The 26,377-nt window shown below is 48.5% G+C and carries 23 protein-coding genes; 11 read left to right on the top strand and 12 right to left on the bottom strand.

Annotation, left to right across the window (positions count from 1 at the left end; all coding sequences use genetic code 11):
* Positions 1–110: 110 nt before the first annotated feature.
* The 4 genes from AC0VXX_RS14040 to AC0VXX_RS14025 form a co-directional block, all read right to left on the bottom strand.
* Positions 111–3,248 carry an efflux RND transporter permease subunit gene (locus AC0VXX_RS14040; RefSeq protein ID WP_475514742.1) on the bottom strand — a complete coding sequence of 1,046 codons (3,138 nt, stop codon included), beginning with the start codon at positions 3,246–3,248 and terminating at the stop codon, positions 111–113.
* Positions 3,248–4,468 (bottom strand): efflux RND transporter periplasmic adaptor subunit, encoded by a 1,221-nt coding sequence (locus AC0VXX_RS14035; protein WP_475514741.1) that lies wholly within the window; start codon positions 4,466–4,468, stop codon positions 3,248–3,250. Before AC0VXX_RS14035 ends, AC0VXX_RS14040 begins: the two co-directional genes overlap by 1 nt.
* 213 nt (positions 4,469–4,681) lie before the next feature.
* Positions 4,682–5,911, bottom strand: coding sequence for an ATP-dependent RNA helicase SrmB (gene srmB / locus AC0VXX_RS14030; RefSeq protein WP_475517041.1), 1,230 nt, complete (start codon positions 5,909–5,911; stop codon positions 4,682–4,684).
* 159 nt (positions 5,912–6,070) lie between these two features.
* Positions 6,071–6,799 (bottom strand): tRNA1(Val) (adenine(37)-N6)-methyltransferase, encoded by a 729-nt coding sequence (locus AC0VXX_RS14025; RefSeq protein ID WP_475517040.1) that lies wholly within the window; start codon positions 6,797–6,799, stop codon positions 6,071–6,073.
* 449 nt (positions 6,800–7,248) lie between these two features.
* On the opposite strand from AC0VXX_RS14025, the gene brnQ reads away from it, so the two are divergent.
* From brnQ to recJ, 4 genes are all read left to right on the top strand, one after another.
* Positions 7,249–8,580 carry a branched-chain amino acid transport system II carrier protein gene (brnQ, locus tag AC0VXX_RS14020; protein ID WP_475514740.1) on the top strand — a complete coding sequence of 444 codons (1,332 nt, stop codon included), beginning with the start codon at positions 7,249–7,251 and terminating at the stop codon, positions 8,578–8,580.
* Between the two features lie 229 nt (positions 8,581–8,809).
* A complete protein-coding gene (gene xerD / locus AC0VXX_RS14015; RefSeq protein ID WP_475517039.1) occupies positions 8,810–9,694 on the top strand; it encodes a site-specific tyrosine recombinase XerD in 885 nt (294 codons plus the stop codon).
* 207 nt (positions 9,695–9,901) lie between these two features.
* Entirely contained in the window at positions 9,902–10,630 is a 729-nt protein-coding gene (dsbC, locus tag AC0VXX_RS14010) for a bifunctional protein-disulfide isomerase/oxidoreductase DsbC (protein WP_475514739.1), read from the top strand.
* Between the two features lie 209 nt (positions 10,631–10,839).
* Complete coding sequence (recJ, locus tag AC0VXX_RS14005; RefSeq protein WP_475514738.1) at positions 10,840–12,564, top strand: single-stranded-DNA-specific exonuclease RecJ; 1,725 nt, start codon at positions 10,840–10,842, stop codon at positions 12,562–12,564.
* A 387-nt stretch (positions 12,565–12,951) separates the two neighbouring features.
* On the opposite strand, the gene AC0VXX_RS14000 is transcribed toward recJ, so the two are convergent.
* The gene (locus AC0VXX_RS14000; RefSeq protein WP_115407322.1) at positions 12,952–13,260 is read right to left on the bottom strand and encodes a hypothetical protein; all 309 of its coding nucleotides are present in this window, start codon (positions 13,258–13,260) and stop codon (positions 12,952–12,954) included.
* A 78-nt stretch (positions 13,261–13,338) separates the two neighbouring features.
* Between AC0VXX_RS14000 and AC0VXX_RS13995 the strand changes: the two genes are divergently transcribed.
* Positions 13,339–13,671 (top strand): hypothetical protein, encoded by a 333-nt coding sequence (locus tag AC0VXX_RS13995; RefSeq protein WP_475514737.1) that lies wholly within the window; start codon positions 13,339–13,341, stop codon positions 13,669–13,671.
* Between the two features lie 108 nt (positions 13,672–13,779).
* Positions 13,780–15,261: a P-loop ATPase, Sll1717 family gene (locus AC0VXX_RS13990; protein WP_475514736.1), complete on the top strand. Its 1,482-nt coding sequence runs from the start codon at positions 13,780–13,782 to the stop codon at positions 15,259–15,261.
* 600 nt (positions 15,262–15,861) lie between these two features.
* Here AC0VXX_RS13990 and AC0VXX_RS13985 read toward each other — a convergent pair.
* The 3 genes from AC0VXX_RS13985 to AC0VXX_RS13975 all read right to left on the bottom strand — a co-directional run bounded on the left by AC0VXX_RS13985 (position 15,862) and on the right by AC0VXX_RS13975 (position 18,251).
* Positions 15,862–16,008 carry a hypothetical protein gene (locus AC0VXX_RS13985; RefSeq protein WP_475514735.1) on the bottom strand — a complete coding sequence of 49 codons (147 nt, stop codon included), beginning with the start codon at positions 16,006–16,008 and terminating at the stop codon, positions 15,862–15,864.
* Between the two features lie 108 nt (positions 16,009–16,116).
* Positions 16,117–17,274 carry a membrane dipeptidase gene (locus tag AC0VXX_RS13980; RefSeq protein ID WP_475514734.1) on the bottom strand — a complete coding sequence of 386 codons (1,158 nt, stop codon included), beginning with the start codon at positions 17,272–17,274 and terminating at the stop codon, positions 16,117–16,119.
* A 305-nt stretch (positions 17,275–17,579) separates the two neighbouring features.
* The gene (locus AC0VXX_RS13975) at positions 17,580–18,251 is read right to left on the bottom strand and encodes a type 1 glutamine amidotransferase domain-containing protein (protein ID WP_475514733.1); all 672 of its coding nucleotides are present in this window, start codon (positions 18,249–18,251) and stop codon (positions 17,580–17,582) included.
* A 123-nt stretch (positions 18,252–18,374) separates the two neighbouring features.
* Here AC0VXX_RS13975 and AC0VXX_RS13970 point away from each other — a divergent pair, with 123 nt between their 5' ends.
* Entirely contained in the window at positions 18,375–19,262 is an 888-nt protein-coding gene (locus AC0VXX_RS13970; RefSeq protein ID WP_475514732.1) for a LysR family transcriptional regulator, read from the top strand.
* 7 nt (positions 19,263–19,269) lie between these two features.
* Here AC0VXX_RS13970 and AC0VXX_RS13965 read toward each other — a convergent pair whose 3' ends face one another.
* The gene (locus AC0VXX_RS13965; protein WP_475514731.1) at positions 19,270–19,851 is read right to left on the bottom strand and encodes a TetR/AcrR family transcriptional regulator; all 582 of its coding nucleotides are present in this window, start codon (positions 19,849–19,851) and stop codon (positions 19,270–19,272) included.
* Between the two features lie 82 nt (positions 19,852–19,933).
* Positions 19,934–21,358, bottom strand: a complete 1,425-nt coding sequence (locus tag AC0VXX_RS13960) for a coniferyl aldehyde dehydrogenase (protein WP_475514730.1) — start codon at positions 21,356–21,358, stop codon at positions 19,934–19,936.
* 257 nt (positions 21,359–21,615) lie between these two features.
* Here AC0VXX_RS13960 and AC0VXX_RS13955 point away from each other — a divergent pair, with 257 nt between their 5' ends.
* From AC0VXX_RS13955 to AC0VXX_RS13945, 3 genes are all read left to right on the top strand, one after another.
* A complete protein-coding gene (locus AC0VXX_RS13955) occupies positions 21,616–21,993 on the top strand; it encodes a SpoIIAA family protein (protein ID WP_475514729.1) in 378 nt (125 codons plus the stop codon).
* Between the two features lie 225 nt (positions 21,994–22,218).
* The gene (locus tag AC0VXX_RS13950; RefSeq protein WP_475517038.1) at positions 22,219–22,650 is read left to right on the top strand and encodes a universal stress protein; all 432 of its coding nucleotides are present in this window, start codon (positions 22,219–22,221) and stop codon (positions 22,648–22,650) included.
* Between the two features lie 60 nt (positions 22,651–22,710).
* Positions 22,711–23,154, top strand: coding sequence for a universal stress protein (locus tag AC0VXX_RS13945; RefSeq protein WP_475514728.1), 444 nt, complete (start codon positions 22,711–22,713; stop codon positions 23,152–23,154).
* 66 nt (positions 23,155–23,220) lie between these two features.
* Here AC0VXX_RS13945 and AC0VXX_RS13940 read toward each other — a convergent pair whose 3' ends face one another.
* Positions 23,221–23,808: a TetR/AcrR family transcriptional regulator gene (locus tag AC0VXX_RS13940; protein ID WP_475514727.1), complete on the bottom strand. Its 588-nt coding sequence runs from the start codon at positions 23,806–23,808 to the stop codon at positions 23,221–23,223.
* A 140-nt stretch (positions 23,809–23,948) separates the two neighbouring features.
* On the opposite strand from AC0VXX_RS13940, the gene AC0VXX_RS13935 reads away from it, so the two are divergent.
* Entirely contained in the window at positions 23,949–24,989 is a 1,041-nt protein-coding gene (locus tag AC0VXX_RS13935; protein ID WP_475514726.1) for an alkene reductase, read from the top strand.
* A 247-nt stretch (positions 24,990–25,236) separates the two neighbouring features.
* On the opposite strand, the gene AC0VXX_RS13930 is transcribed toward AC0VXX_RS13935, so the two are convergent.
* Positions 25,237–26,346 (bottom strand): PepSY-associated TM helix domain-containing protein, encoded by a 1,110-nt coding sequence (locus tag AC0VXX_RS13930; RefSeq protein ID WP_475514725.1) that lies wholly within the window; start codon positions 26,344–26,346, stop codon positions 25,237–25,239.
* Positions 26,347–26,377 lie beyond the last annotated feature (31 nt).

Below are 26,377 nucleotides of genomic sequence, written 5' to 3'. Positions count from 1 at the left end.
GTGACGTTGCCCGAGCTGATGGGGTAAAGAGGACAGTGTAGCGACTTTAAGCGATTGAAAATGGCGATTAGATCAAAAAGGGAGGCAATGCCTCCCTGTTTGCCAGCGGTTTAAGGCTCAATCACCTCATCGGTTTTAGGCTGCCACCACCACTGGAAGAGGCGGCGTGCTGTGCGCTTAATATCATCGAGAATAATATAGAGCACTGGGACTAAAATTAGCGTCACCACGGTCGAGAATAAAATACCAAAGGCCAATGAGGTGGCCATAGGGATCACTATCTTAGCTTGTAAGCTCTTTTCCATGATGATGGGCACTAAGCCGACAAAGGTGGTCAGCGAGGTTAAGATAATCGCCCTAAAGCGATAGCAACCGGCATCAATGGCCGATTGCACCAAAGATAAGCCTTGCTGGCGTGAGCGATTAACAAAATCGACCAAGATCAACGAGTCATTCACCACCACGCCCGCCAACGCGACGATGCCACAGAGGCTGAGCACGCTCATGGATAATCCCAAAATAAAGTGACCAAACAGCGCGCCAATTATGCCAAAGGGGATAACCGACATGATGATCAAAGGTTGGCTGTAGGATTTAAGCGGAATCGCCATCAAGGCATAGATGGTAAACATGGCAAAGAAGAAGCCTTGGATCAGGCCCACCATCGCACTTTGTTCGTCGGCGCTACCGCCATCTAAGGTGCTGGAGATATGCGGGTATTTACTCTGCAGTTGCGGTAAAAACTCCTCTTGGATCTCAGCCACCACTTTGGCGGGTTCGACAATCGTGGTATTGGCGTTGGCGCTTACGGTAATCGCCCGTCGACCGTCGACTCGCGTGATGGAGGAGTAGGAATCACCTAGCTCTATATTGGCCACGCTAGAGAAGGGCACCGAGGTGCCTTGAGGTGTGCGGATCATCATATTTTCAAGATGGCCCACGGTGCGGCGCTGCTCAAGTGGGTAGCGCACCATCACTTTGACTTCTTCTTTATTGCGCAAGATCCGCTGCGCCTCAAAGCCGTAGAAGCCGTAACGCACTTGGCTAGCCAGATCGGCCAGGGTTAAGCCTAGCGCCTCGGCGGCCGGTTTTATCGACAAACGAATTTCATGGCTACCCGACGAGTAGTTATCCGAAATGTCATACACCCCTTCATAGGTGCGCAGCTTCTGTTTTAAGTCATTGGCGGCCAGGGCGAGTTGCTCAAGATCGCTAGAGGTCAACCTAAAGGAGATATCACCGCCGGCGTCGTTGGTGCTGGCGTTAATGTTGAGCTTTTTAACCGAAATCAGCTCTGGCAATGCCTCACGCCAAGCGGACGCGATGGTCACGCCATCAACTTCTCTGTCTTCCCCTTTGGTCAGCTCGGCAAAGATAAAGGCCGAGGTACGCGAGCTCATATTGATAAAGCTATGTTTAACCACGGGGTAGCCATATTCGGCTTCCATCTCATCGTTCATGCGATACAGAGCGCTTTCAATCTCTTTAACCACTTTTAAGGTGTTGGCTTCAGAGCTGCCCACATCCATTTCCAGTCGTACCTGAATAAAATCAGAGGGAATATCGGGAAAGAAGACCCAGCGCACTTTACCGCTTTCCACCAAGGCGATGGAGAGGATCAACACCCCAACAAAGGTGGCGACCACATTGTATCTATGCTTGATACAACGCTCGATAAAACCCCGATATTTATGGTGAATAAAGTGTTGAACCTTGTTGTTTAGTGCCAGCTTAAAGCGCACAAACGCATTGGGGTTAGGGTTGGGGCGACTCGGTTTCATGTGCGCTAAATGGGCGGGTAAAATCAGTTTTGACTCCACCAAGGAGAAGGCTAAACAGAGGATCACCACCAAGCCTATCGACTTCCAAATAATGGCCATCGGGCCAGACACCATCACCATAGGCATAAAAGCGGCGATGGTGGTCAGTACCCCAAAGGTGGCGGGCATAGCCACTTTTTGTGCGCCTTTAACCACATTGTCCAGCGAGTGACCATGGCGCTCAATTTCGGTATAGGCGCTCTCGCCGATGACAATGGCATCATCGACCACTATCCCCAGCACCAAGATAAAGGCAAATAGGGTCAACATGTTGATGGATAAAGAGAAGGGCTCTAGCGGCATAATAAACATCGCCCCCAGAAAACACACTGGTAAGCCCATCATCACCCAAAAGGCCAATTTCAACTCTAGGAACAGGGCCAAAATGATAAACACCAATAGGGCGCCATAAAACATGTTTGATATCATCATGTTTAAGCGACCCTTGAGGTAATGGGTCAGGTCGCCCCAGGTATCTAATTGGGCATTGGCTGGCAAACTGGCGCGGCGCTGCTCTATGTACTCTTTGACCTGCGATGAGATATCCAGTGCATTTTGATCATCGACACTCAACACTTCGATAATGGCCGCCGGTTTGCCATTAAAGCGGGTGTATTCCAGACGGTCTTCGAAGCCATCACGAATGGTCGCCACTTGGGGGAGCATGACACGGCTGCCGTCGGGGCGAGTGCTCACCACAATTTGGGCAAAATCATCACCAGTATAGGCTTGGCCTTTGGTGCGCAGAAGTATGTCTCCATCTTCGGCGCGAATAGAGCCGCCGGGCAGATCGATAGAGGAGTTACGCACCGCTTGAGCGACTTGGGCAAAACTTAAATTGTATTCCCGCAGTTTGTCTTCTGACAGCTCGATACTGATCTCATATTCACGTACGCCAGTGACCTGAGCGCGGGTGACGGCAGGCAGCATGGTGAGATCGTCACGAATGCTTTTTGCCAGCTCTTTCATCTGGTGCAGATCCATCTCGCCATACACAGACACCCAAATCACATTGTTTTCTGGCTTAATGCGAAAAATATTGGGTTTTTCGATATTGTCGGGGAAGGTGGAGATAGCATCGATATTCAACTTGGCTTCATCAAGAATATCTTGCGGATCGAAGCCATCGGCAACCTCTATGGTCACATTACCAAAGCCTTCGCTGGCGACGGAGGTAACTTTTTTAATGCCGCTAATATCTTGAATTGCTTCTTCAATTTTAATGTTTATCCCTTCTTCAATCTCTTGCGGCGCGGCGCCTGGGTAGGCGACCGAGATCTGCAAGTAGTTGAGTTCGAATGAGGGGAACACCTCTTTATTGATCAACACGGTACTAAAGAGCCCGCCAATCAATAAAATAATCATCAATAAGTTGGCGGCAACACTGTTACGGGCAAACCAAGCGATAATGCCTTTTTGGGTATCCATTACTGATCACCTGCTGCCATTAATGTGGTGGGAGCTGGCGTTGGCTCGCTATCGCGCTTCGAGTTGTCATCAGCTTGCTCGCCTATCACCTTAACTAGCTGGCCGGTGGTCATATTGTTGATGGTGGTCAGTGAAATGCGCTCGCCATCCACTAGGCTGTCTTTGATATAGACATTGTCCATATCGCTACGAACCACATTGACGCTGCGCATCTCTAAGGTATTGTCATCTCGCACGATTGCCACCTGAGAGTTGCGTACAATATGGCGCGGCAGTTTGACTATGCCCTCAACGGTGCGGCCTTTAATCACGGCGGTGACAAAACTGCCAAATTTTAACGGCAGTTGCCCAGGTTGTTTGTTGTCTCTAAGGTAGGGATCTTTAATTTCGGCGACCAAATACACCATGCGATTATCGGCGTCGATCACTCCCTCGCTACGCACAATTTTGCCTGTCCAATACACAGTGCGCCCAGCCAGTTCGGCGCTTAAGGTCACTTCAGTATCTGGGTTATCTACCGACTCTAGATAGGCCAGCTCACTGTTGGCCAATGGCAGACGTATTTCGGCGGTGCGGGTATCGTAAAGTTCACCAAGGTTAGTGCCTAAGGTAACATACTGGCCAAGGTCGACATGTCTCACCTTGATGATGCCATCGAAGGGGGCGCGAATGACGGTTCGGGCTAAGTTTCGCTGAGCGCGGGCTAAAGCGGCCTCGGCAAATTTGACGTTAGCTTGCTCTTTTTTCAGTTGCGGTAAACGCAGGCCCAATTCGGGGGCGGCGCCGCTGTCATAATCTTCCCAGTCCTTTTTTGCCACCTGACCGCGGGCGATCTCTTCATCGAGCAGGGCTTTGGCTTGAGCGAGTGTGGCCTGCGCTTGGATCAGGTCGGCTTGGTAGTCTGAGGGTTCAATCTCGGCCAGTATATCGCCGCTTTTAACTATGCCACCGGCAACAAATTTGTCGGAAATAGTCAGCATACGCCCCTGAACTTCGGTCACCAGCTGGGTACGGTTCTTGGGATTGACCACGCCATAAGAGGGCAGATTTAACGACACCGTTTGCTGGGTCACCGTCATCACATCGACAATCGGAATGGGGATCTCATCGGGCTTTTGCTCGGGGGCCTCTTTGGTGCTTATAAGCAGCGCTGCTAATCCACCAAAAAGGGCCAGAATAAGAATAGGCGGAAGCGTTCTACGAAGAATTATTTTTATCATTGCCTTGATGCGGTTCCATGCTGCATTGCGTTGGCTGTTAAATTACCAGAGTCTGCACCTAGGGCAAACGTCTTTTTGTAACTAAAATGTGTCAAAATGGCGTTAACATGTTGATCTTGATGATTGCGCAACGGCTAAACGCTAAATTAACGATACAAAAAAGCGCCCGTGATGGGCGCTTTTTAAGTTGTCAGCAAAGTGTAACCGAGTGAGTTACTTTTTCTTTTTGCCGGCTTTAAATTTTTTACTGACCTTTTTGTCGACCGCTTTGCCTTTTTTCTTTGACGGTGGACGAGCCTCTTTATGTTTTGGGCGTAAGCCTTCAATAACGCGGCGTTTTAAAGGTTGTTCAATATAGCGCTCAATCTTAGCGACAATGCGCATATCATGGGCTTCGGCCAGTGAAATGGCGGTGCCTTTGTTACCGGCGCGCCCTGTGCGTCCGATACGGTGCACATAGGTGTCGGCTGAACGTGGCATATCGAAGTTAATCACGTGGCTGATATCGTCAACATCAATACCACGCGCGGCAACATCGGTAGCCAGTAGCACTCTGACTTCACCTTTGGTGAAACGCCCTAGGGCTTGAAAGCGTGCTTTTTGCTCCATATCACCGCGCATAAAGGCGCAATCAATGCCTACGCGCTTAAGCTGGCCTTCGAGGCTGGCAACCACTTCACGGGTTTTAACGAATACGATGGCGCGGGTCACATCTTCACGTTGCAAGATGTTGCACAGCAAGGCGAATTTATGCTCTTTATCGTCGGCCAAATGGATCCACTGATGGATTTTGGCTTTTTCGCTGCGCGGCGGCTTTGTTTCGATAGTGACAGGATCGGTCAGCAGCTCTTGAGCGAAACGGCTAACACCACCGCCCTCGAGTGTGGCCGAGAATAACATGTTCTGTTTGCGGCCCTGCGCTTCGATAGCGATGGCCTGTACGATAGAGGTAAAGCCCATGTCCAGCATGCGGTCGGCTTCATCTATGACTAAAATCTCAACTTCTTGAGCATCAAACTGCCCCTTGTCGAGGTATTCCATCAAACGGCCAGGCGTGGCAACAAGAATGTCGACATTGCCACTCAGCGCCTTCTCTTGCGGTGCGTAAGGCACGCCACCAGTAATAATGGCGATATCTAAATCTAAGTCGGTAGCCAGGTGAGACGCATAGCGGTGGATCTGGCTCGCAAGCTCACGAGTCGGGGTTAAAATAAGTACCCGAGCTTGGCCTGCAAAACGGCGTGGAAAATCGATAAGATGCTGCAGCGCGGGCAGCAAAAAACTCGCCGTTTTACCGGTTCCGGTTGGGGCGCGTGCAAGAATGTCTCGCTGCTCAAGCCCGAGTGGGATGGTCTGTTGCTGGATGGTGGTGGGCGTATTATGGCCCATCGCCTTGAGTGACCTCAGTAAAGTCTCATCAAGGTGGAAATCTTCAAATTGCATGCGCTGCGTCTCAGTGAATAATAGCGCGGCATTATACACCGAAATTAGACTCAAGTGCGAGGATAGTCATCAGTGATTGGTGGATAATCAATAAGCCACTTTTCGCTCTTTATCGATAGCCATCAGCTGCCAATCGAGGTCCAGTTACGGATAGCGCCTCTAGAGCTTGAGGTAAAACGCCTTGGTCAGTGCCACCATCTCTTGGGTGTACTTACCGCTGCGATCTCGAATACACAATGACTCAGGTTTATCTGAGTCAAATGCTATTGGCTGTGTTTGTCCTTGATGACCGAGCAAAAGCAGGTGGCGATGGGGAGCTTTTCCTTCAACACTGGCCACATCGACACGTTTAATCAGGGTCAGTTGGTGTGCACTGAGTAGAGATAAAAACACCGTAAGGCTTTGGGTGGGCAAAATGAGACTGGCGCGTCCCTCGGGGTGCAGCAGCGCTTTTATCGCGTCTAACAGCTGCTGAAAACTTAAGCTTTGGGTATGGCGAGCGAGTGCGCGACGCTTGGTTGCGGCTTGAGGCCCGTTGTCAAAATAGGGTGGATTACACACAATATGATCAAATAGGCTTGGCTGCGTACGCTGGCTCAGCCATTGATTAATACACTGTGGCATCAAGGTGATTCTGCTAGCCCACGGGCTGTTATCGATGTTGTTGTTACAATCGATGGCGGCATCATGGTCCAGTTCGATAGCGGTGATATTTCCCTTGCTGCGCTGGGCGGCCATCAAAGATAAGAGTCCACTGCCCGCGCCGATATCGAGAATCTTGCTTGCCTCAGTCAAGGGCGCCCAAGCACCTAAGAGCACACCGTCGGTGCTCACGGGCATGCCGCAATGGCTGTCATCTATGTGAAACTGTTTAAAACTAAAAGGCATAAGGATATCGTTAGCGCAAACAATGGCGCCATTGTACTGCATAGTGAATGCCGGGCAAAGCTGAGGCGAATCGCGTAAACGCAGTGGATCTAACCATGATGAAATGTAGCTTGATGTAATGAGTGGAACGTGTCTGTTTTTAGTTTGTTAATGTTTTGGTGTTAATCGCCATATGTGGTCGCTGTTTTCTTGTTAATTGATAGGTATTTTGCTAATAGTAGTCCCCCAGTTTGCGGCGAAAGGCCGTAAATTGGCTTAGGTAATCCAGTTTGAATGCATTGTTGGCGTTAGTTGATTCTGCTGTTGTTCAAAAAATGGCCGTAAAGCGGCTAGATTTACCGTAAGGTCGTGTAATTAAATGTTTACACGCAATGAATGTCGTGAAAATTATCGACTGATTTTCCACAAGTGATTGAGATCATTATAAAAGCAGTTTAACGGGGCGTTGTGTGCAGAATAATAAAATGAGTATGACCGATACATTAGGCTTAGGCTTTATGACCTTTGCCTTTTTTCTTGGTGCGGGAAACTTAATTTTCCCGCCATTGGCTGGCTTTTTAGCCGGTGAAAACATGTCGTTAGCCATGGTTGGTTTTTTGCTAACAGCGGTAACCTTACCCCTTATTACCCTGATTGCGGTGGCTAAAGCCAATGGCAAAATCATGGGCTTATTACCTCCGGTCGCTGCGACCATGTTGGCCGTGGCTATTTATATCATCATTGGCCCCGCATTTGCCGCGCCCCGCGCTGGCTTAGTGGCCTATGAGATGGGATTTAAGCCCTTTATTGATTTTGGTGATGACACCTTTACGCTGCTGGGGCTCGTGCTTAACGGCTCTCAACTGCTGTATACCCTGATCTTCTTTGGTATCGCTATGTTGCTGTCACTGTTTCCGGGTAAATTACTCGATAGTGTCGGCAAGGTGCTGACCCCCATAATGTTGCTATTGTTACTTGGCTTAGCGGTTTCAGTCATAGTGCTGCCCAGTGGTGATATCGGCCAAGCGGTGGGCGAGTACCAACATAGCCCGTTATCGAAAGGGATTTTGGAAGGCTACAACACCATGGATACCTTAGCGTCGCTTATTTTCGGTATGTTGATTATCGATATTTTGCGTAAGAAGGGGATTGAGGCACCAAAAGAGCAAACTAAATACTTAGTGCGCGCTGCATTTATTGCTGCCGCAGGCTTGGCCTTTGTTTATATCTCTTTATTTTACCTTGGTGCTAGCGCGGGTGATTTGGCAGCGGGTGCTGATAACGGCGGCGTGATTTTAACCAATTATGTTAACGTTCAATTTGGTGCCACGGGCCAGCTATTGTTAGCTGCGGTAGTCACCTTAGCCTGTTTAACTACTGTGGTGGGTCTGGTATCGGCTTGTGCCGAGTACTTTAATGAGTTAATGCCTAGCTTGTCTTATAAGTTGTTGGTCGTGATCATGAGCCTAGCGTGTGTCACCGTGGCCAACGTTGGTTTAGCGCAATTAATCAAAATCAGTGTTCCTGTGCTCGTGACGGTTTATCCGGTGGCGATTGCACTAGTGGCCGTGACTTACCTGACTGAATATTTCGAGCGCCCAGCAATGACTCATCGTTTAGTGTTAAGCGTGGCGCTGGTTTTTGGCATCATTGATGGCCTAAAAGCGGCGGGGCTAGACATGAGCGTGTTTGATGTGATGCCGATGCACAGCGAAGGCATGGCTTGGTTGTTGCCCACAGGGCTCGTGATTATTGCTTGTTTGATGATAAAGCGCCCAAAGGCGCACGCGGTTCTCAATTAATGTGAACCGCGCCCACCATCGATTAACTAGTTTAAACCGCTGCGAGCTAACCTTTGGTCGCTTGCACGGCTCATCTAGTTCGCACAGTAGATAAGTAATCAGCCCGATTGTGCGTTTGTTGTTTGCGACAATCTTGGCCTATCGCTTAAGATAACGGTGTTAATTCAGTTGAATTAACACCGTTTTTGTATAAGGACACCGCGTGACTTCAAGCCAACAAGAGTATCAAATGGACCCCTTAATCGAGCCGTTTCTCGATGATCTATGGTCGATGAAGGGGCTAAGCGATAACACACTGCAAGCGTATCGAAGCGATTTGTGCCATTTTGATCGCTTTGTCCAAAGCCAGCATGCAGCGCTTATCGAGGTTGACGCTGTGCTGGTGAGAGAGTATCTCAGTCAGCGCTTCGATACTGGGTTTGCTAAATCCAGCAGCGCCAGACTCGTCAGTAGTTTACGACGATTTTATCAGTATTTGGTGGCTAAAAAGCGCATCGTTATCGACCCCATGGCGATGATCAAACCGCCTAAATTGGCGCGCACCTTACCCGATTCGCTCAGCGAAGCCGATGTCGACCGATTACTGAGTGAGCCTAATGTCGATGAGCCAATCGAGTGTCGCGATCGGGCAATGTTAGAGTTACTGTATGCCAGCGGTTTGCGGGTGTCGGAATTGGTTGGGCTGACGCTGGATCAACTCAGCCTGCGTCAAGGGGTGGTACGTATTGTCGGTAAGGGCAATAAAGAGCGATTAGTGCCACTGGGGGAGATGGCGGTGACAGAGATTGAGCAGTATCTGGCGTCGGCGCGTTTTGAACTGTTAAAAGGCAACAGCAGCGATGTGGTATTTCCCTCGAAACGGGGCACCATGATGACGCGGCAAACCTTTTGGCATCGCATTAAACTCTATGCATTACGGGCCGGCATTGCGGTGCACCTATCACCTCATACACTCCGCCACGCCTTTGCTACTCATCTGCTTAATCATGGCGCCGACTTGCGGGTTGTACAGTTGTTGCTTGGCCATAGCGACCTGTCGACCACCCAAATTTATACCCATGTGGCCAAGGCCAGATTAGCTAAATTGCATCAAGCGCACCATCCAAGAGGGTAGGCGGTGGAATAATTTGCTTTCCGTGCTTTGAACATGTAACTTTTCAGCCTTTAGTCGGGTCTATATAGCAGACCACTTATGTAATTTGATGCAATCGCTGCTTAATTCGCTGTCGATGTAGCCGCAAGTGTGAGTGGTGTTAAGTGATATAAACACGACCTTGTTTTGGTTTAATGGTTGTAGTCCAAATACAATACAGGATATCTAATGAACTTTACCCGCACTCTAACTTTGCTATGTGCCCTTGTGGCCGCGCCGTTTGTCATAGCAGCTAACAGCACTGTCGATAACACTGAGCAATTAAAGCAAAAACTGGCCAGCACTTTGAGTGTGGAAGTGCAAAGCCTTAATATGTCGCAAATTCCAGGCCTTTATGAAGCCATCACCGATCGTGGCGTGCTTTATATTAGCCAAGATGGTAGTAAGTTATTCCACGGTAGCTTATACGATCTTGATAACGGCATGAAAAACCTCACCGAAGCGGCGCTGGCTGGCCCTCGTGTCGAAATGATCAAGCAGTTTGAGCCTAATATGCTGGTCTATAAGGCTAAAGATGAAAAGCACGTTGTGACCGTCTTTACCGACATCACCTGTGGTTACTGCCGTAAGCTACATAATCAAATGGATGAATACAACGACTTAGGCATTACCGTACGTTATTTAGCCTTCCCACGCCAAGGCGTACCATCGAAAAACGCTAACGATATGGCGGCCATTTGGTGCTCGGCCGATCCGCTAAAAGCGATGACCGATGCCAAGGGCGGTAAGTTGGTCGACACGGCTAAAAACTGCGATGCCAACATCTCGCAGCAATACAATTTAGGCCAAACACTGGGCGTTAATGGCACGCCGGCTATCGTATTAGAAGATGGCACTATGATCCCAGGTTATCAGCCTCCAGGGCAATTATTGCAAGCGCTTGAGCGCGTACAATAAGCTTAAATGGCGAAATCGAGTGACTAAAAGGTGAGCTTAGGCTCACCTTTTTTGTGTCTACTTGCAATGGTTCTCGCCGCGCAGGTATTGAGTGGCCGGTATCTGCTTCTATCTAGCGCTTATAGATAGTAGCAATCGATACTTTTGCTGTGTGTTCTGCCGCCGCCTTTGTTATGCTAGCGCCATTGTTTGTTGAGGTTATTTACGCTGTGATCCATAAGATAGTTCGTCGCCCTAAGGTGGATGATAATCATCTTCCTGCCCATCTCTCGCCTATTTTAAAGCAAGTTTACGCCAGCCGAGGTTGCAGTGATGCAGACTGTGAGTTAGCGCTTGCTAACTTGCTACGGCCTAATACCATGAAAGGCCTCGATGTGGCCGCGCGGCTGATTGCCGATGCCATGGCTGATAATCGTAAAATCCTTATCATGGGCGACTTTGATGCCGATGGCGCCACCTCTACCAGTGTCTGTTTGTTAGCGCTGAAGATGATGGGCGCGCAGCAGGTGGATTACCTCATTCCAAACCGCTTTGATTATGGCTACGGCCTCAGCCCTGAGATTGTTGCTGTGGCTTACCGTAAAGAGGCGCAGCTGCTGATCACTGTCGACAATGGCATCTCATCTATCGAGGGCGTTGCCGCCGCCAAGGCGCTAGGCATGACTGTGGTGATCACCGACCATCATCTGCCAGGCCAAACGGTGCCGGCTGCCGATGCCATAGTGAACCCTAACCAACTCGATTGCCCATTTGCCAGCAAGTCGATTGCGGGCGTTGGCGTCGCCTTTTATTTAATGTCGGCATTAAGAGCCGAATTAAGAACCCGTGGCTGGTATCAACAGCGCGCCATTGCCGAGCCAAATTTAGCCAGCTTACTGGATATTGTGGCGCTGGGCACGGTTGCCGATGTGGTCTCGCTCGATACCAATAACCGTATCTTAGTCGATGCCGGTTTAAAGCGAGTCAGAGCCGGCCGTTGTCGCCCCGGTATCACCGCCTTATTGGAAGTCGCTAAACGCAATACTTCACGTATAGTGGCCTCTGATTTTGGCTTTGCGGTTGGCCCCAGACTCAACGCCGCCGGGCGGCTCGACGAGATGGCTCTAGGGGTTGAAACCTTACTGTGTGATGACATCATGCAAGCTCGGCGTATGGCCAGTGAGCTCGATAGCTTAAACGCCGAACGGCGCGATCTTGAAGCCGATATGCAGCAAGAGGCGCTAAAAAGCCTTGAGGCGCTGAGTTTAGATGAAGCTGACTTACCTTGGGGAATCGCGCTTTACCAGAGCGATTGGCACCAAGGGGTGATAGGTATCTTGGCTTCGCGCATTAAAGATAAATATCATCGCCCGGTGATCGCCTTTGCCGAGGCTAATGAAGGCGAGATCAAAGGCTCGGCGCGCTCGATTAAAGGCCTGCATATGCGGGATTTACTCGAGCTAATCAATACCAGACATCCAGGTATGATCATCAAATTTGGTGGCCATGCCATGGCGGCAGGCTTATCGCTTAACGCTGGCCAATTTGACCGTTTTGCCAAGGCGTATGATGAAGCGGTGCGAGAGCTACTGGCCCCCGCGCAACTGACCGGTGAAATTGTCAGTGATGGTGAGCTATTGCCCCATCAAATGACGATGGCATTAGCCCAAGAATTGCGTAATGCCGGCCCTTGGGGACAGAATTTCCCAGAGCCGTTATTTGACGGTTACTTCAGAGTGGTGCAGCAGCGCATTGTTGGCGAACGTCACCTTAAGCTCGTACTGGAAACCGAATGCGGCCAAACCATGGTCGATGCCATTGCCTTTAATGTCGATTTAAAAACGTGGCCCGATGCGACCATTCAATTTGCGCAGGTAGCTTATAAGCTCGACATCAATGAGTTTAGGGGCAATGAGAGTCTGCAGTTTATGGTGGAGCAGATAGAGCCTAAGTGATTAGGCCTTCGAATGAAGGCTTGGCATTTTTTTAAGTTTACTTGAGCAGCGTTATGCTGAATTTTCATTTATTGATGTGCTATGAAAACGCACCTTAATGGCAATTAATAGCCTGCCGCAGGCTTTATGTGCAAGCGCTCTTTTGGCTCGCTGTGAATATATCCCTATACGCTCCACGGCGGCATCCATGCCGCCAAGGGCCAAAACCGCGCTTACACCTATCTCTAACGCTTCTTCGATTGGACTTCATTTGATACGACTAGTGAGTTAAAGGCTAAGAAGCTTTTGCCCCTTTCCTTGTTTCGTATGGCTGAACTGGCTCTGCTTTGTATTGGACTGTTGACCTAATTTTAGTAATTCTAGAACAGTGTCTACTGTTCTAGAGGCTTACCATTCTCTAGATAATCTTGGTAGCGCTTTTCTAATGCCTTCAAGAATGTTGCTCCACCCAATACGTTCTTTCCAAAGCTTGCCATCGACTATTACTCTGTAGCAGTCAATACGATTGGTTTTATATAACTCTAACGTGTGCGTAGTTGGCACTCCATTGTCGTAATCTGTAATTTCAATCACTCTTCGAAGCTCAGGAATACATTGCACAGATACATCACCTTGTTCGTATTGTGCTGAAGTAGAATTTACTTTACTGTATGATTTACGATAATTTTTTTGAGTCTTACTAGTGTGTCTATACATGCTTGGCCTCCTACCTTACAAGGTAGCGTACCTTCCAAGGTCGCGCTAATAAGCTGTTATGAGTCAAGGAGCTAGACCATGGATTCCGATGAGAGTATTGAAATCATCGCTCAGGCAATAACTATGCTTAATGATGAAGTTCGCGCCACACAGTTGGCCCAGCAACTGATAGCTATTCAATTGCATCAGCTCACCCCAGAGCATGCCGAAGCATTGGCAGGCACCATGGAGAATATTGCCGAGGCTGATGAATTTGAAGCATCAGATATTGTACGAGAACACCTGACTCATTTAAGTCGATCTCTAAAAGGCGATCTCGACACTCCGCTCATCGGTTTACAAAAGTCGGAGCCAAAAGAAGATGATCCTTTGCATTGGCTACGGGGCGTCATTGATGGCGGTAAAAAGTAAAACTCATAACCAGTCATTCCAGTTCGTTACGGCCCTTTGGGCCTCCACCGGACGCCCTTGTCAGGGCGCCGCTGAATATTGGCGTTATACATCATAAGGAGAGATTCTTTGGAGTTTGAGGAATATTATAAATCACTAGGTTTACAGGCTTACCCTTTTTCGGTGTATACCGCAGAATCGGAAATGGAGAAAGGCGATAGCATCTATAAGAAGCCTCAAAACTACTCTGTAATTGATGAAGGAATTAAGAATAGCTCAATAATTATCTCCGGCGAGAGAGGGAGTGGTAAAACTGCCCTGAACCTAGATATAAGTCGGAGAAAGAAAGCAGTAGGAACACTACTGGTGAAAATCGAAGAGTTTTCAAAATTAGAAGAAAGCTATACCCCTGAGCGATTATATGAATTTCTAACAGAATCTATTGCCGGAGAATTCTTTCGCACAATGAGTTTCAATCCTGCGAGACTCTGGAAATATGATAAGGATGAACGGACAGACCTTTCGATGTTTCTTCATCGATTTGTCAAGTCATCGACAAAGGCACAATTAACTGAGCAGATTAAAAGAATTCAAAATGGGCCGCTAAAACGCACGGCTATAGGCCTATATAACACTTCACGAGTTGTCCTCAATTATGGGCTCAAAGCAGCAACTAAGGTTGCTAGTGATGCACTTACTAAACATTTTTCAGCATTACCTGAGTTCGATTCAGGAAATTCAGAGTATTTTAAAAGGTTGGAGGCAGAGGTTGATGAGAGCTTTACAGATGAGGAACGGAGCTTTTTTTATTTAAGCAAGCTGTGCTCTCTGATAAGAAAGTCCAAGATCTTAGAAATTGTAGTAATAGTTGATAAGATTGATGAAGATCCTAGATTCAAGAATGATTCAGAATCAATTGCTAAGTACTTAGAAGGTATAGCTTCCAACAATAAAGTTATGGTTAATGAGTCATTCAAAATAGTGCTTTTTGTTTGGTCAACGCCATTTAATTCAATAAAGTCTAATGTAAGAACGCAAAAGTTAATATTTCAGCCGCTTTCATGGACAGAAAAAGCACTAAAAGAAGCAACTGGAAAAAGGCTTGCTGCGTTTTCAAATAAAAAAGTGAATGATATAGAAGAGCTATTTTCACCTGATGGGATTGAAGTTCTTAACGATTTGGTTGCTATGAGCAATGAAAATCCTCGCGATCTATGGCACCTGATTGACAAATCAATTAAATCCCAATTTGAAATAGATAGCTCAAGCAAGATATCTAGCCAGGCAGTCAGCAACGGAATTAGGGATTTTGTGCGGCAGTTTAATTACTATGAGTACTATCCAAGAAAAGCGAAATCTCGTGCGGATTCTATGGATGTGTACTCTTATATAAAACATCTTATGAAGTTGGATTCAGATAGATTTACTAAAAACAAGTTGAATGAGATGGCCAAGACCGGTGGCTCCACCAGCAACTATGTAGTCGCCATGGAAAATATGGGGCTAATAAAGAAAACTGGAGATAAATCTAACCAAGGCGGCGTTATTTATATGATCAAAGACCCCAAAGTCCAATACGCACTAGAAAATGGCATTGAAATAGGTAGCTAATGTATAACAATCGGCTCCACGCAGACGCCCGAACCTGCGCGGCTTTTTGTGGTTCCGCTGCGCTACACTTTATCACAAAATCCACTCCGGTTCGGGCGCTGGTGAGCCGGGCGTTAGCCCATAAAAATATTAATCTGAAACTCACATATATAGAGCTAAAGTTCTAACACGGAAATGTCCAAAAACAATTTAACTTTTGATTGTCCGAGTGACACTAGTAAGGTCAAATCGAAGAGATTAAGAACTCGGGTGTAGGTGCGGCTGAGGCCTTCGATTTCAGGGATGAAATCGCAGAGCGCCCAGGGATGGGTTTACAGCGATGCCGAAGAAGCACCTGCACGAAAAGCCTGCGGCAAGCAATTCAAAATGATGAAGGTTAACGCTACCATCAATAAATAAAAACTAACTCGACTAAATGCTACAAGCCAAAAATGCCAACACCTTCATTCGAAGGCCAAGATACTTTTGTCCAAAACAACTTAACTTTTGATTGTCCAAGTGACACTAGTAAGGTCAAATCGAAGAGATTAAGAACTCGGTGTAGGTGCGGCAGAGGCCTTCGATTTCAGGGATGAAATCGCAGAGCGCCCAAGGATGGGTTTACAGCGGTGCCGAAGAAGCACCTGCACGTAAGCCTGCGGCAAGCAATTCAAAACCATGAAGGTCAACGCTACCATCAACGAAGTAAAAATCAACACAGCCAAATGCAAAAATATATAGACAGCCATAGTTAATGGCATCACTCACGACCTCCAACTATGCTTTGAAAGAGCATTTAACAAGGAGGTTGTATGTCGAGACCAAGACGAACTGCGAGCTGTAGGCTGATCGCTAACCCGCCTAGGTTAACCGGTATTAACTCAATACCTGCGTCAACACGCGTTGCCAGTTACCGCCCATGATCTTGCTGCGATCGTTGCTACTAAAACCGGCGGCAGATAACGCATCATCGATATGCTCCATGCGATCGATATGATTAAGCTCTGGGATCACCACATGCTCGGGCTCGATATCAAAGCCTAATACGCCGCGCGCGCGTAGGCTATGCCACCATTCGATGTACTGTTTTACGCCCTCGGCATTATTGTTACCCAGTTTAATCAGGTTTTTATGGCCGCGAAGGGGGTAGTCATTGGCGATCGCGACGGCGTCGATACCGCCGATATTGGCCACATGTTTAAGGTGCGCTACATAGTGCTCTGTGGTTGGCGTCTTATCGGTTGTTAACCAGAAGGTCATCATAAACACCCCAAACAGGCCGCCAGTATCGGCAATGGCTTTAATCACCTCATCGGGAGAGCAGCGAGCATGATTGACGATAGCGCGCACGGCGCCATGACTTTGCACTATGGGCACTCGGCTTGCTTTGGCGCTATCGAGCGCCGATTGTGGGCTAGAGTGACTGACATCGATGAGCATCTTATTGTGATTAAGCTTGTCGATTAACTGATGACCTGCGGCGGTTAAGGGTAAATTGAGCCCTTGCTTGCCATCGTTATCTAATGCGCCGCCACTAAATTGATTGCCGTAGTGATGGGTCAGTTGCAGTACCCGCAGGCCGCGCTGATAAAACTCATCCACCTGATTAAGATCGCTATCGATACTCTCTTCGACGCAATCGGCGCCTTGGATCTGAAATATCACCGCAGTGCGTCCAGTGTCGTGGGCGAGGGCTATGTCGCTGGCACTTTTGCCCAGTAATAGCTTGTCTGGGTTGGCATTCACTCGAGTTAATGCCTCACTAATGCTGTTAACGCAGGCGTTATAGGTGCGCTTGTAATTGGTAGTGCCATCGGCTTGTTCAATGGCTTCGATGGCTGAGATATCACAAAGGTAAGCATCGAGTTTAGAGGCGCTAAGATCGGCTAAATCATCAGGTAGAAAGGAAAGACCGTCAATATAGAGCGGTTTAGCCATTGGCTGCGCAACAGCGCTGAGTTGAGCAAATTGACTCAGTGCGCCTGCTGCGGCGAGTGCTTTGATAAGTTGACGTCTGCTGACTTCGATTGCCATCTAGCATTCCTTGTGATGATTGTTTTCTTAGTGTTATCAAATAGTGATACTAACATCAAAAATGTGGCCAAAGTAGGGGGGCAGTGGTGCGCTGATGGATGAAGTGGCGACTCTGAGTCAGGGCGGTTAACGGTAAATAACAAGGCAAAAAAACGCCAGATGAATCTCTTCATCTGGCGTTTTTTATCGCTAAATCAAATAGTCGCTAACTCACTTCGGCGAATAGTCACTTAGTCGAATAGTCACTTAGTCGGATAGCCACTTAGTCGGATAGCCACTTAGGTGTGATAGCTACTTAGGCCGATTTAGGCTAAATGCTTAACGATAGCTTTACCAACGGCACCAGCACTGGCGGGGTTTTGACCTGTGATTAGGCGGTTGTCTTCGATAACAAACTCATTCCACGGCTGCACCTTAGTGTAACGTGCGGCGCTGCGGGTGAGGGCTTCTTCGAGCAAGAAAGGAATTTTGTCTATTGTGCCGTAATCCACTTCCTCTTCGCGGGTAAAGCCTGTGACCGATTTATCGGCAATCAGCTTTTGGCCGTTACTTAAGGTGATTGGCAATAGACCTGCTGGGCCATGGCAGACCGCGCCGATGACGCCGCCCTGCTCGTAATGAGCCGCGCTGAGCTTAGCCACGTTTTCGTCGCTGGCAAGATCAGACAACAAGCCAAAGCCACCTGGGTAGTAGATAGCAGCATAATCATCGATATTAATTTGTGATGCAGGAATGGTGTTATTGACGCGGGTCTGGAATGACTCATCGGCTAGTATGGCATCATTAATGGCATCACCTTCAAGGTCGGTGCCATAAAGTGGTGCTTTACCGCCTTTAATAGACACTAAATCATATTCAAGACCGGCATCAAGCATCTCATGCAGTGCGTGAGTCAGCTCGGGGGCAAAGGTGCCATTGGCTTCATCTGTGGTGCCAAGGGTTGCGTGATTAGTTAGCAGGATAAGCACTTTTTTCATGATAGAACACTCGGTTTGTTGAAAGTGATGCCATTGTAATTGTTGTCATCAAATATGATAATCGACTTAAAGTGCAAATTACTATTGTTGTACAGCAATAATGACGCAGAATGAGGATGGGTGATGGACAGTTTTGACGGCATTGTTGAATTTATTGCGGTGGCAGAATCAAATGGCTTTTCGGCGGCGGCGCGCCAGTTGGGGAGTTCGACTAGCCATGTTAGCCGCCAAATTGCCCGCTTAGAAACGCGCCTTGGCTGCGCCTTATTTGCCCGAACGACTCGCAGCGTTAGCTTGACTCAGGCGGGTCAGAGCTACTATCAGCAGTGTAAAAACTTGTTGGTGGGCTTAAAGCAGGCCAACGAAACGGTCAGCCAGCAGCAGTTACAGCTTAATGGTACCTTAAGGGTCAGCGCCGCTGGCGCCTTTGCCGAGCAGTATATTGCGCCGGTATTAATTCAGTTTGCTAGCCAGCATCCAGAGCTCACCATCGATATGGACTTTAACAGTCGCATGGTTAATTTTGTTGAAGACGGTATCGATTTTGCCATTCGGTTTGGCGCGTTAAAAGACTCCGGCTTGGTGGCGCGTAAGCTGGCTAATCGTGACATGATGGCGGTGGCGAGTCCGCAATATTTAGCCGAGCATGGTGAGCCGCATCACCCTAGTGAACTTAAGCGTCATAGCTGCATTATTTCTAATAATGAACATTGGCTATTTCATCACCCCGACAGCGCCGGCGGGCTCAACATCAAGGTTGAAGGCCGTTGGCGTAGCAATAATGTACCTGCGGTGATCGCGGCTGCCGAACAAGGGCTAGGCATAGCCTATCTGCCTAAGAGTAGTTTTATTACCTCTCTCAAAAAAGGCACCTTAACACCCGTATTAGCGCCATTTTGGACGAGTGGATTAACCAGTTGGATTGTATATCAAAATCGGCGCTTTCTGCCGCTGCGTGCCCGTATGGCGATAGATCACCTATTAGCGCATTTTGCCGACTGGCAGGAGTAGCTAAAGGTTACGCGGGTAGGCTTGCCATGGCATGCCAAAACAGCTTGAAGCTGGCTTCTTTGTGGCTGGCCTGCTGCCATGTTTGGGGGTTATCAATAAAATAACGGGTGGCGGCAAGGAATTGGCCGTGGCAATTGTCTTGCATCAGCGCTACCGGGTAGGGGGCGATAACCCCTTGGGTTTGGCCTTGTTTAATTAAGTCGCCAATAAAGCCTAAAATGGTGTTCATCGCCTGCATACGCACCGCCTGCTCAACCGTTGGTGACATAGAGTACTGCTGAAAAAAGGCCTGCTTGAGCGGATTATCAATCGCCCAATTGAGGGCGCTAAACCAGAGCTGTTTAGCATCTTGCTTAAGCTCCCCCGATGGCTGAGCGCTAGCGATAATCGCATCGGCAAACTCTTGCTTAATCGATAAAAAAAGGTGCTGCATGAGCGCATCTTTAGAGGGAAAGTGGTGAAACAAGGTGCCTGTGGCCACGCCAGCTTGGCGGGCTATCGCCGCGGTGCTGGTGGCATGAAAGCCTTGGGCAACAAACAGGCTGAGTGCTGTGTCTAAGATGGCTTGTTTTTTGTCGGTGATGCTCATGGTGTTCCTTACGGCGTTCCTCACAGGCTGCGGGCACATGGCCCGCAGTAGTGTTCTATCGCGTGCAACCTCGTTGTGGGCGTTAGCGTAAAAACACTTTCATCAGCAGCTTTTGTATTATGCCACCATAAGGGGGGTGGACTAACTTGCCGGTATTCAACTTTCCGCGGCTGAGCACGGTTTTGGCGTGGCTCATGGTTAAAAAGCCTTCTTTACCATGATAATGCCCCATGCCCGAGGGACCAATTCCGCCAAAGGGCGCGTCATCGGCCGCCACATGAAACACGGTTTCGTTGATACACACACCACCAGAGTGGGTGTGGCTTAAAATGTGTTGCTGCGCCGTAGCATCGAAACTCATGATATATAAGGCTAACGGGCGTGGGCGCTCATTGATGTAGTTTATGGCTTGGGCTAGATCATCATATTCTATGATAGGCAGCAGCGGGCCAAAGATCTCCTCTTGCATCACCAGCATCTCATCATTGACTTGGCTTAGCAGTTGGGTGGGGATCTTACGCGTCTTGCTGTCGATAGCTTCATCATTGGCCGAGGTGATGAGCGCGCCTTTGCTGCGGGCATCGTCGAGCACGGCGATTATCCTGTCAAACTGACGTTGATTAATTATGGCGCCATAATCTGGATTGTTGGCGATTTGACCATACATGGCATTAAACTGTTGTGCGAACGCTTGCTTAAAGGCGTCGGTTTTTCCCTTGGGCAGTAACACATAATCGGGAGCGACACAGATTTGGCCGGCATTTAAGCACTTACCATAAATCATCCTCTCGACCGCTGTCTCAAGTGGCATATCATCGGCAATGATCACCGGCGATTTCCCCCCCAGCTCTAAGGTGACTGGAGTGAGGTTATCGGCAGCGGCGCGCATCACGTGACGCCCGACTGTGGTTGAGCCGGTAAACAATAGGTGATCGAAGGGCCGCGCCGAAAAAGCCGCCGCGACATCGGCCTCACCTTCAACGACGGCGACCACAGTGTCATCAAATAGCTCAGCGAGCATCTTCTTTAATACGGCATTGGTGTGCGGCGTAAATTCAGACAACTTGATCATGGCGCGGTTACCTGCCGCCAGCGCGGTAATTAACGGCCCGATGGATAACATCACCGGGAAGTTCCACGGCACGATAATACCAACGACTCCCACAGGTTGATATTGAACCGTAATTTTAGCGGGAGCGAGTAGCATACCGGCATGACGACGACTGGGCTTCATCCAGTTTTTTAAATGTTTAAGGGTGTAATTAATATTGTTAATGCAGGGCATGATGTCGGAAATCAGGCTGTCGTCAGCCGAACGGTGGCCATAGTCTTGGGACAGGGCCTCAATAATGCGGTTTTGCTGCGCGAGCAGGGCTTTTTTTAAGGCCTTGAGTTGTGCTTTTCGCGCATCGAGATCCGGAGTCGGTTGGCGCAGATAAGCAGATTTTTGCGCGCTTAATCTCTGTTGCAGTTGAGTGGCAATATCGGTTTGCAGTGGCATATTCATTACACCTGTCCTTATTCGCTAGCGCGTGGATGAGTGGTTACCGCTCGAACGGGTGCGCTCAAGATAAGCTTCTCTACCTTGGCATTCAATAAAGTAACCGACTGATTAGTCGGTCTGATAATAGGTGAACTTTTTCCTGTGGTCAAATAAACATCAGACTCACTACAAAGTGTGATCTAGATCAACAGTGTTTATGGCACCGAAAACTACACTTAAAGATGAGCATTTAAGTGATGATTGAGTCATGGGAGGGGCATATGAGTGAATTACAGCATGGTATTTCCATTGGTATCGAACGTAATGATGACAATGTTTACTTAATGATGACGGCCATCGGCAGTTTAACCCACGCCGATTATGAGTTGATGACCCCTATCCTGGAGTCGGCCTTAGCTGGACTCAAGCAGCCAGAGGTGGTTGCGTTAGTGGATATTACCCAATTAGAGGGGATCTCGCTGCATGCCGCGTGGGACGATCTGCAACTGGGGCTTAAACATGGTAAAGCGTTTCGTAAGGTGGCAATTGTTGGACGAGGCGATTTCCAGCAGTGGATGAGCCGCATTGCCGGCTGGTTTAGCCCTGGAGAGTTTAAATTTTTCGACAGTCGAGCTAAGGCGATAGATTGGTTGATGTGAGCCGAGCGAGCATGTCGGCAGACGTGAGCTAGTACTTAATGAGACTTAAGTTGATGAAGCTTAAGTTGATAAAACTGTGTCATCTGATTACGGTTACTTAACGGTTACTGGGTTATCCGCTAAGCTTAATGACGGTAAGTTGTGGATGATATTTATCTAAGCTTGCTCTAAAACGGCTCAATGATACTACCGCTTACATCTAGCCTTACCGCTAAGGAGTTCATGATGAGAAAAGGTCAAATTTTATGTCCAACCGACTTTTCCGAAACAGCGTCCCATGCGCTGTCTTATGCTATCGAGATGGCCAACCTTTATCAGGTGGGCTTTCGACTTTTACATGTCGTCGAGCAGCCCATAGGTGATGAAAATTACCAAATCTTGGCGATAACGCCCGAGGAATTAGCTAAGACGATGGAAGATGCCGCTGCTGAAAAAATGAAGTCATTATTAGCTAATCTCGACAGTAACCTAGCGGTTGAAACGATTATCCGTCGGGGAGATGCGGTGGCCGAGATCTTAGCCGAAGCCGAAGAGAACGGTGCGGGTATGATTGTGATTGCTAGTCATGGCCGCACGGGTTTTTCCCATTTTTTACACACCAATGTGGCCGAGGCCGTAGCCAATGGGGCTAAGTGTCCGGTATTGGTCGTGAAATAAAGGTGTGAACCACAGACGTTGTGATTGCCTTGGCTGACACCATTATTGAGGAGGTGAGTGATGCGTACTCATCAAATTTTGTGCCCGACCGATTTTTCAGAAACGGCTTCGCATGCTTTAGGTTATGCCATTGAAATGGCATGCCTTTATGGTGTCGATTTACGAATAGTGCATGTGGTAAGTCAGCCCTATGGTGCTCATAATTACGGTATTATGATCGATAGTAATGAAGAGTTAGAGCAACATTTGCATGCCTACGCCAGTGGCAAACTAGGGAAAATTGTGCGAGACGCCCAATTAGAGATGCCCGATGGACTGACGGTTTACAGTAAAATTAGGGCCGGTGATGTACTGGGGCAACTGCTGGCGGAAGTGGAAGAAAACGACATTGGCATGTTGGTCATTGCCAGTCACGGTCATCAAGGGTTATCGCACCTACTGAACCCCAATATCGCCGAGTCATTGGCTAATAAAGCCAAATGCCCGGTATTAGTGATCAAATAGATGTGTGCGCTGATGCCGTGTAACAACCGACGAGTGACTGATATAACAATCGTTACGGAGAAATGGTTACGGCCTAATACAAGTGTCGTGATGCAGTTTATCGGCTAACGATTGCAGCACCTGCGCTTGGGGATGCGTATGGGCAAAGGTGCGTAATCCATAAATGCCCATCACAAAATAGTGGGCTAAATCCCTGCTGGAGCGATGAGCAGGGATCTCTCCTGCATCAATAGCTTGCTGAAACTTATCGGTTAATGCGTCAAGCCAGTTGGCCAAATGTTGGTTGATTATCGCGCGTATCTCATCATCTTGCTCGGCCAGTTCATTCAGGGCTTTGGTGAGTAAACAGGCCCGAGCGGCATCGCAGCTAAGGCACTCCTGCACTATATGATCTAAATAGGACTTGAGCTGGCTGACGATGGGCGCGTCGGCCTGAAAGAATCCATCAAACTCCACGCTGCGATCGTGGCGATATTGGCCTAATGCTGCTAGCAGCAAACCACGCTTATTGCTAAAGGCGCAATAGATAGAGCCAGGGTGCAAGCCAGTAGCCTTGGTTAAATCTTGCATGCTGGTTTTGGCATAGCCTTTGGCCATAAAGGCGGTCATGGCGTGCCTTAATACCTGCTCTCGATCAAATTCGGCGTTGCGCATATTTCTCTGTCTGTGGTCGGCATATGTGTTGCCATTGTACTTAATCTTGAATGCTTGTTCAAAAAAGATCTTGAATGCGTATGCAACTCGGTTTATCTTGAGCGGACATTCAAGAAAGCGTTACAGCAAGAGAGTTCTACATGACCGCTAACCTATTTCAACCGTTTAAGCTCAATGACAGTATTACGCTTAACAACAAAATTTTGATGGCGCCGCTAACCCGTTGTATGGCCACTGATGAGTTGGTGCCAACTCAAGCCATGGCCGAGTATTATGCCCGCCGAGCCGCGGCCGGATTGATTATTTCTGAGGCGGTGATCATTCGCCCTGACGGTCAAGGTTATCCCAATACACCTGGCCTGTTTACCCCTGCGCAAATCGACGGTTGGCGTCGGGTGACCGATGCGGTGCACGCTAACGATGGCAAAATTTTCGCTCAGCTTTGGCATACTGGCCGGGTTGCTCATTCTCACTTTTTTGGTGGGCAAACCATTGCACCATCGGCTATTGCTATCGAAGGTAGCGTGCCAAGGCGCCGTGAATTAACCTACGAAACGCCTAAAGCGGTCACCCACGAAGAGATCGAGCAGCTGATTGCCGATTATTCACAAGCGGCAGCCAATGCCATTGATGCTGGTTTCGATGGCATCGAAATTCACGGTGCTAATGCTTATCTTATCGATCAGTTTTTACATCACGACAGTAACCGCCGCACCGACGGCTATGGCGGAACTCCTGAGAACATGGCGCGTTTCCCGCTGGCCGTTGTCGATGCCGTTTGTGCGCGTATTGGTCACGAGCGCACGGCGCTACGCGTCACCCCTGGTGCCTATGTCAACATGCAAGGTGATGCGCGAGATCGTCAAGTATTCGACTATTTTCTTAAACAGTTAGCGCAACGTGAGTTGGCTTATTTGCACATAGGTATTTTCGATGATGCCTTGGAATTTGATTACCTTGGCGGCCGCGCATCTAGTTACACCCGAGCAAATTACAGTAAAACCTTAGTCGGGGTCGGTAGCTACACAGCGCAAACGGGCGCCGCCGCTATCGATGAGGGTAAGTTTGATCTACTGGCCATTGGCCGTCCGTTTATCGCCAACCCAGATTATGTTGAGCGGGTGCGCGATAACCAGCCTTTGGTAGAGTATTCAGATGAGATGCTAGCCAGCCTCATTTAGGCCAGTCAAGCTTGGCACACTAGTACCGCCAGCAATTGACCCTGAGTCTATTGCTGGCTTTTTTATGCCTTTTCTATGCCTTTTTTATAAGAATATTAATACGATATAGGGATGCGGATAGAGATGCACATAGCGCGCAGCTTAGCAGTTTAAGGGGCGTGATGTGAGAGTTACCGAACGCTACAGGCGCTAGATAGATGGGGCTCTTGGCAGATAAACCCCATCAGTAACACAGGCAAAGCGCTTATTATATGGCGCTTAATTGTTGTGGCGAACGCTTGGTTTTGCGTCGATAACCGCGTCGTTGCCAGTAGAGGTACAGCCCTGTTATCGCTAGCCACACAGGGCTCAAGCCTAACACCGCCCACAGTATACGAGTGGTTAGCCCTGCAAAATAACCAAAGTGGAGTTTGCGAAAACTGTCGACAAACACCGCTAAGCTACTCGCTTGGCGAATATCACTCTTGGATAACAGCTTACCGCTGGTGTTATCAAAACTGACTTGGCTAGCATATTCGCTATTAAAGGGATTTGCGCTGTCGACCTCACCGTAAAAGGTGATGTTACGCCCGGGTTCGTGTGGCATGGCTAGATATCCGCCCTCAAAGCTGTCAATTTCTGTGCGCGCTTGTAAGCGCAGTGCTTCGAAGGAGATTGCCGGGCTATAGCGTGGCCCACTGATGTAGACATGGTTATCATCTGCATGCTCGATAAGCTCGTGGATCACGCCCGTGAGATTCCAATATCCGCCAGTGATCGCGAGCACTATTAATACTGGCGCGCTGCTAATGCCAATCATTTTATGCAGATCGCTAAAGAATATGCGCTTGGCGGCGCTAAAGCGTAAGGTAAAAAATTTGGCCCAAAAGCGGCGATACAGCACTATGCCGCTGATCCCCAAAAACAGCATGACTAAGGCGATGACAAAGCCGATGATGGCCCCTGTCTCATGCAGTAAAAAAGTGTAATGCAGTTCTAACAACCAGTCGGTGAGGTAGTGTGTCATCGATTGTGGCGTCGATAACACCTTGTCATAATATTGGTCGACATAGACTTTTGCCCACTGATCCGTGCCGCGCTTGATAAGATAGCTGGTATCAGAGCGTTGTTTATCATCAAATATTTCCCAGCCACCTAACTCATATTCTGGGTTGTTGGCCAGTACGGTGCGCATTAAGTTATCTAAGCTAACACGCTGGGTATTAGGCGTTGCTGCAACCTGCATATGTGCAGGTCTTAGCCAGCTATCTATCTCGACTTTAAAGACTAAAATGCTGCCGGTGACTGACACAATAAGCACGGGCAGCATAGCGATTAGCGCCGCTAGCGAGTGCCACTTAAACAGGTTTTTTCTCATCGCGTAGGGTTACCATTGGTGAGTTAAACAA

This window comes from Shewanella sp. QJM3NY_23, assembly GCF_056173105.1.
The sequence above is the reverse complement of the archived record's forward strand: the minus strand, read 5'-3'. Positions and strand labels throughout refer to the sequence as shown.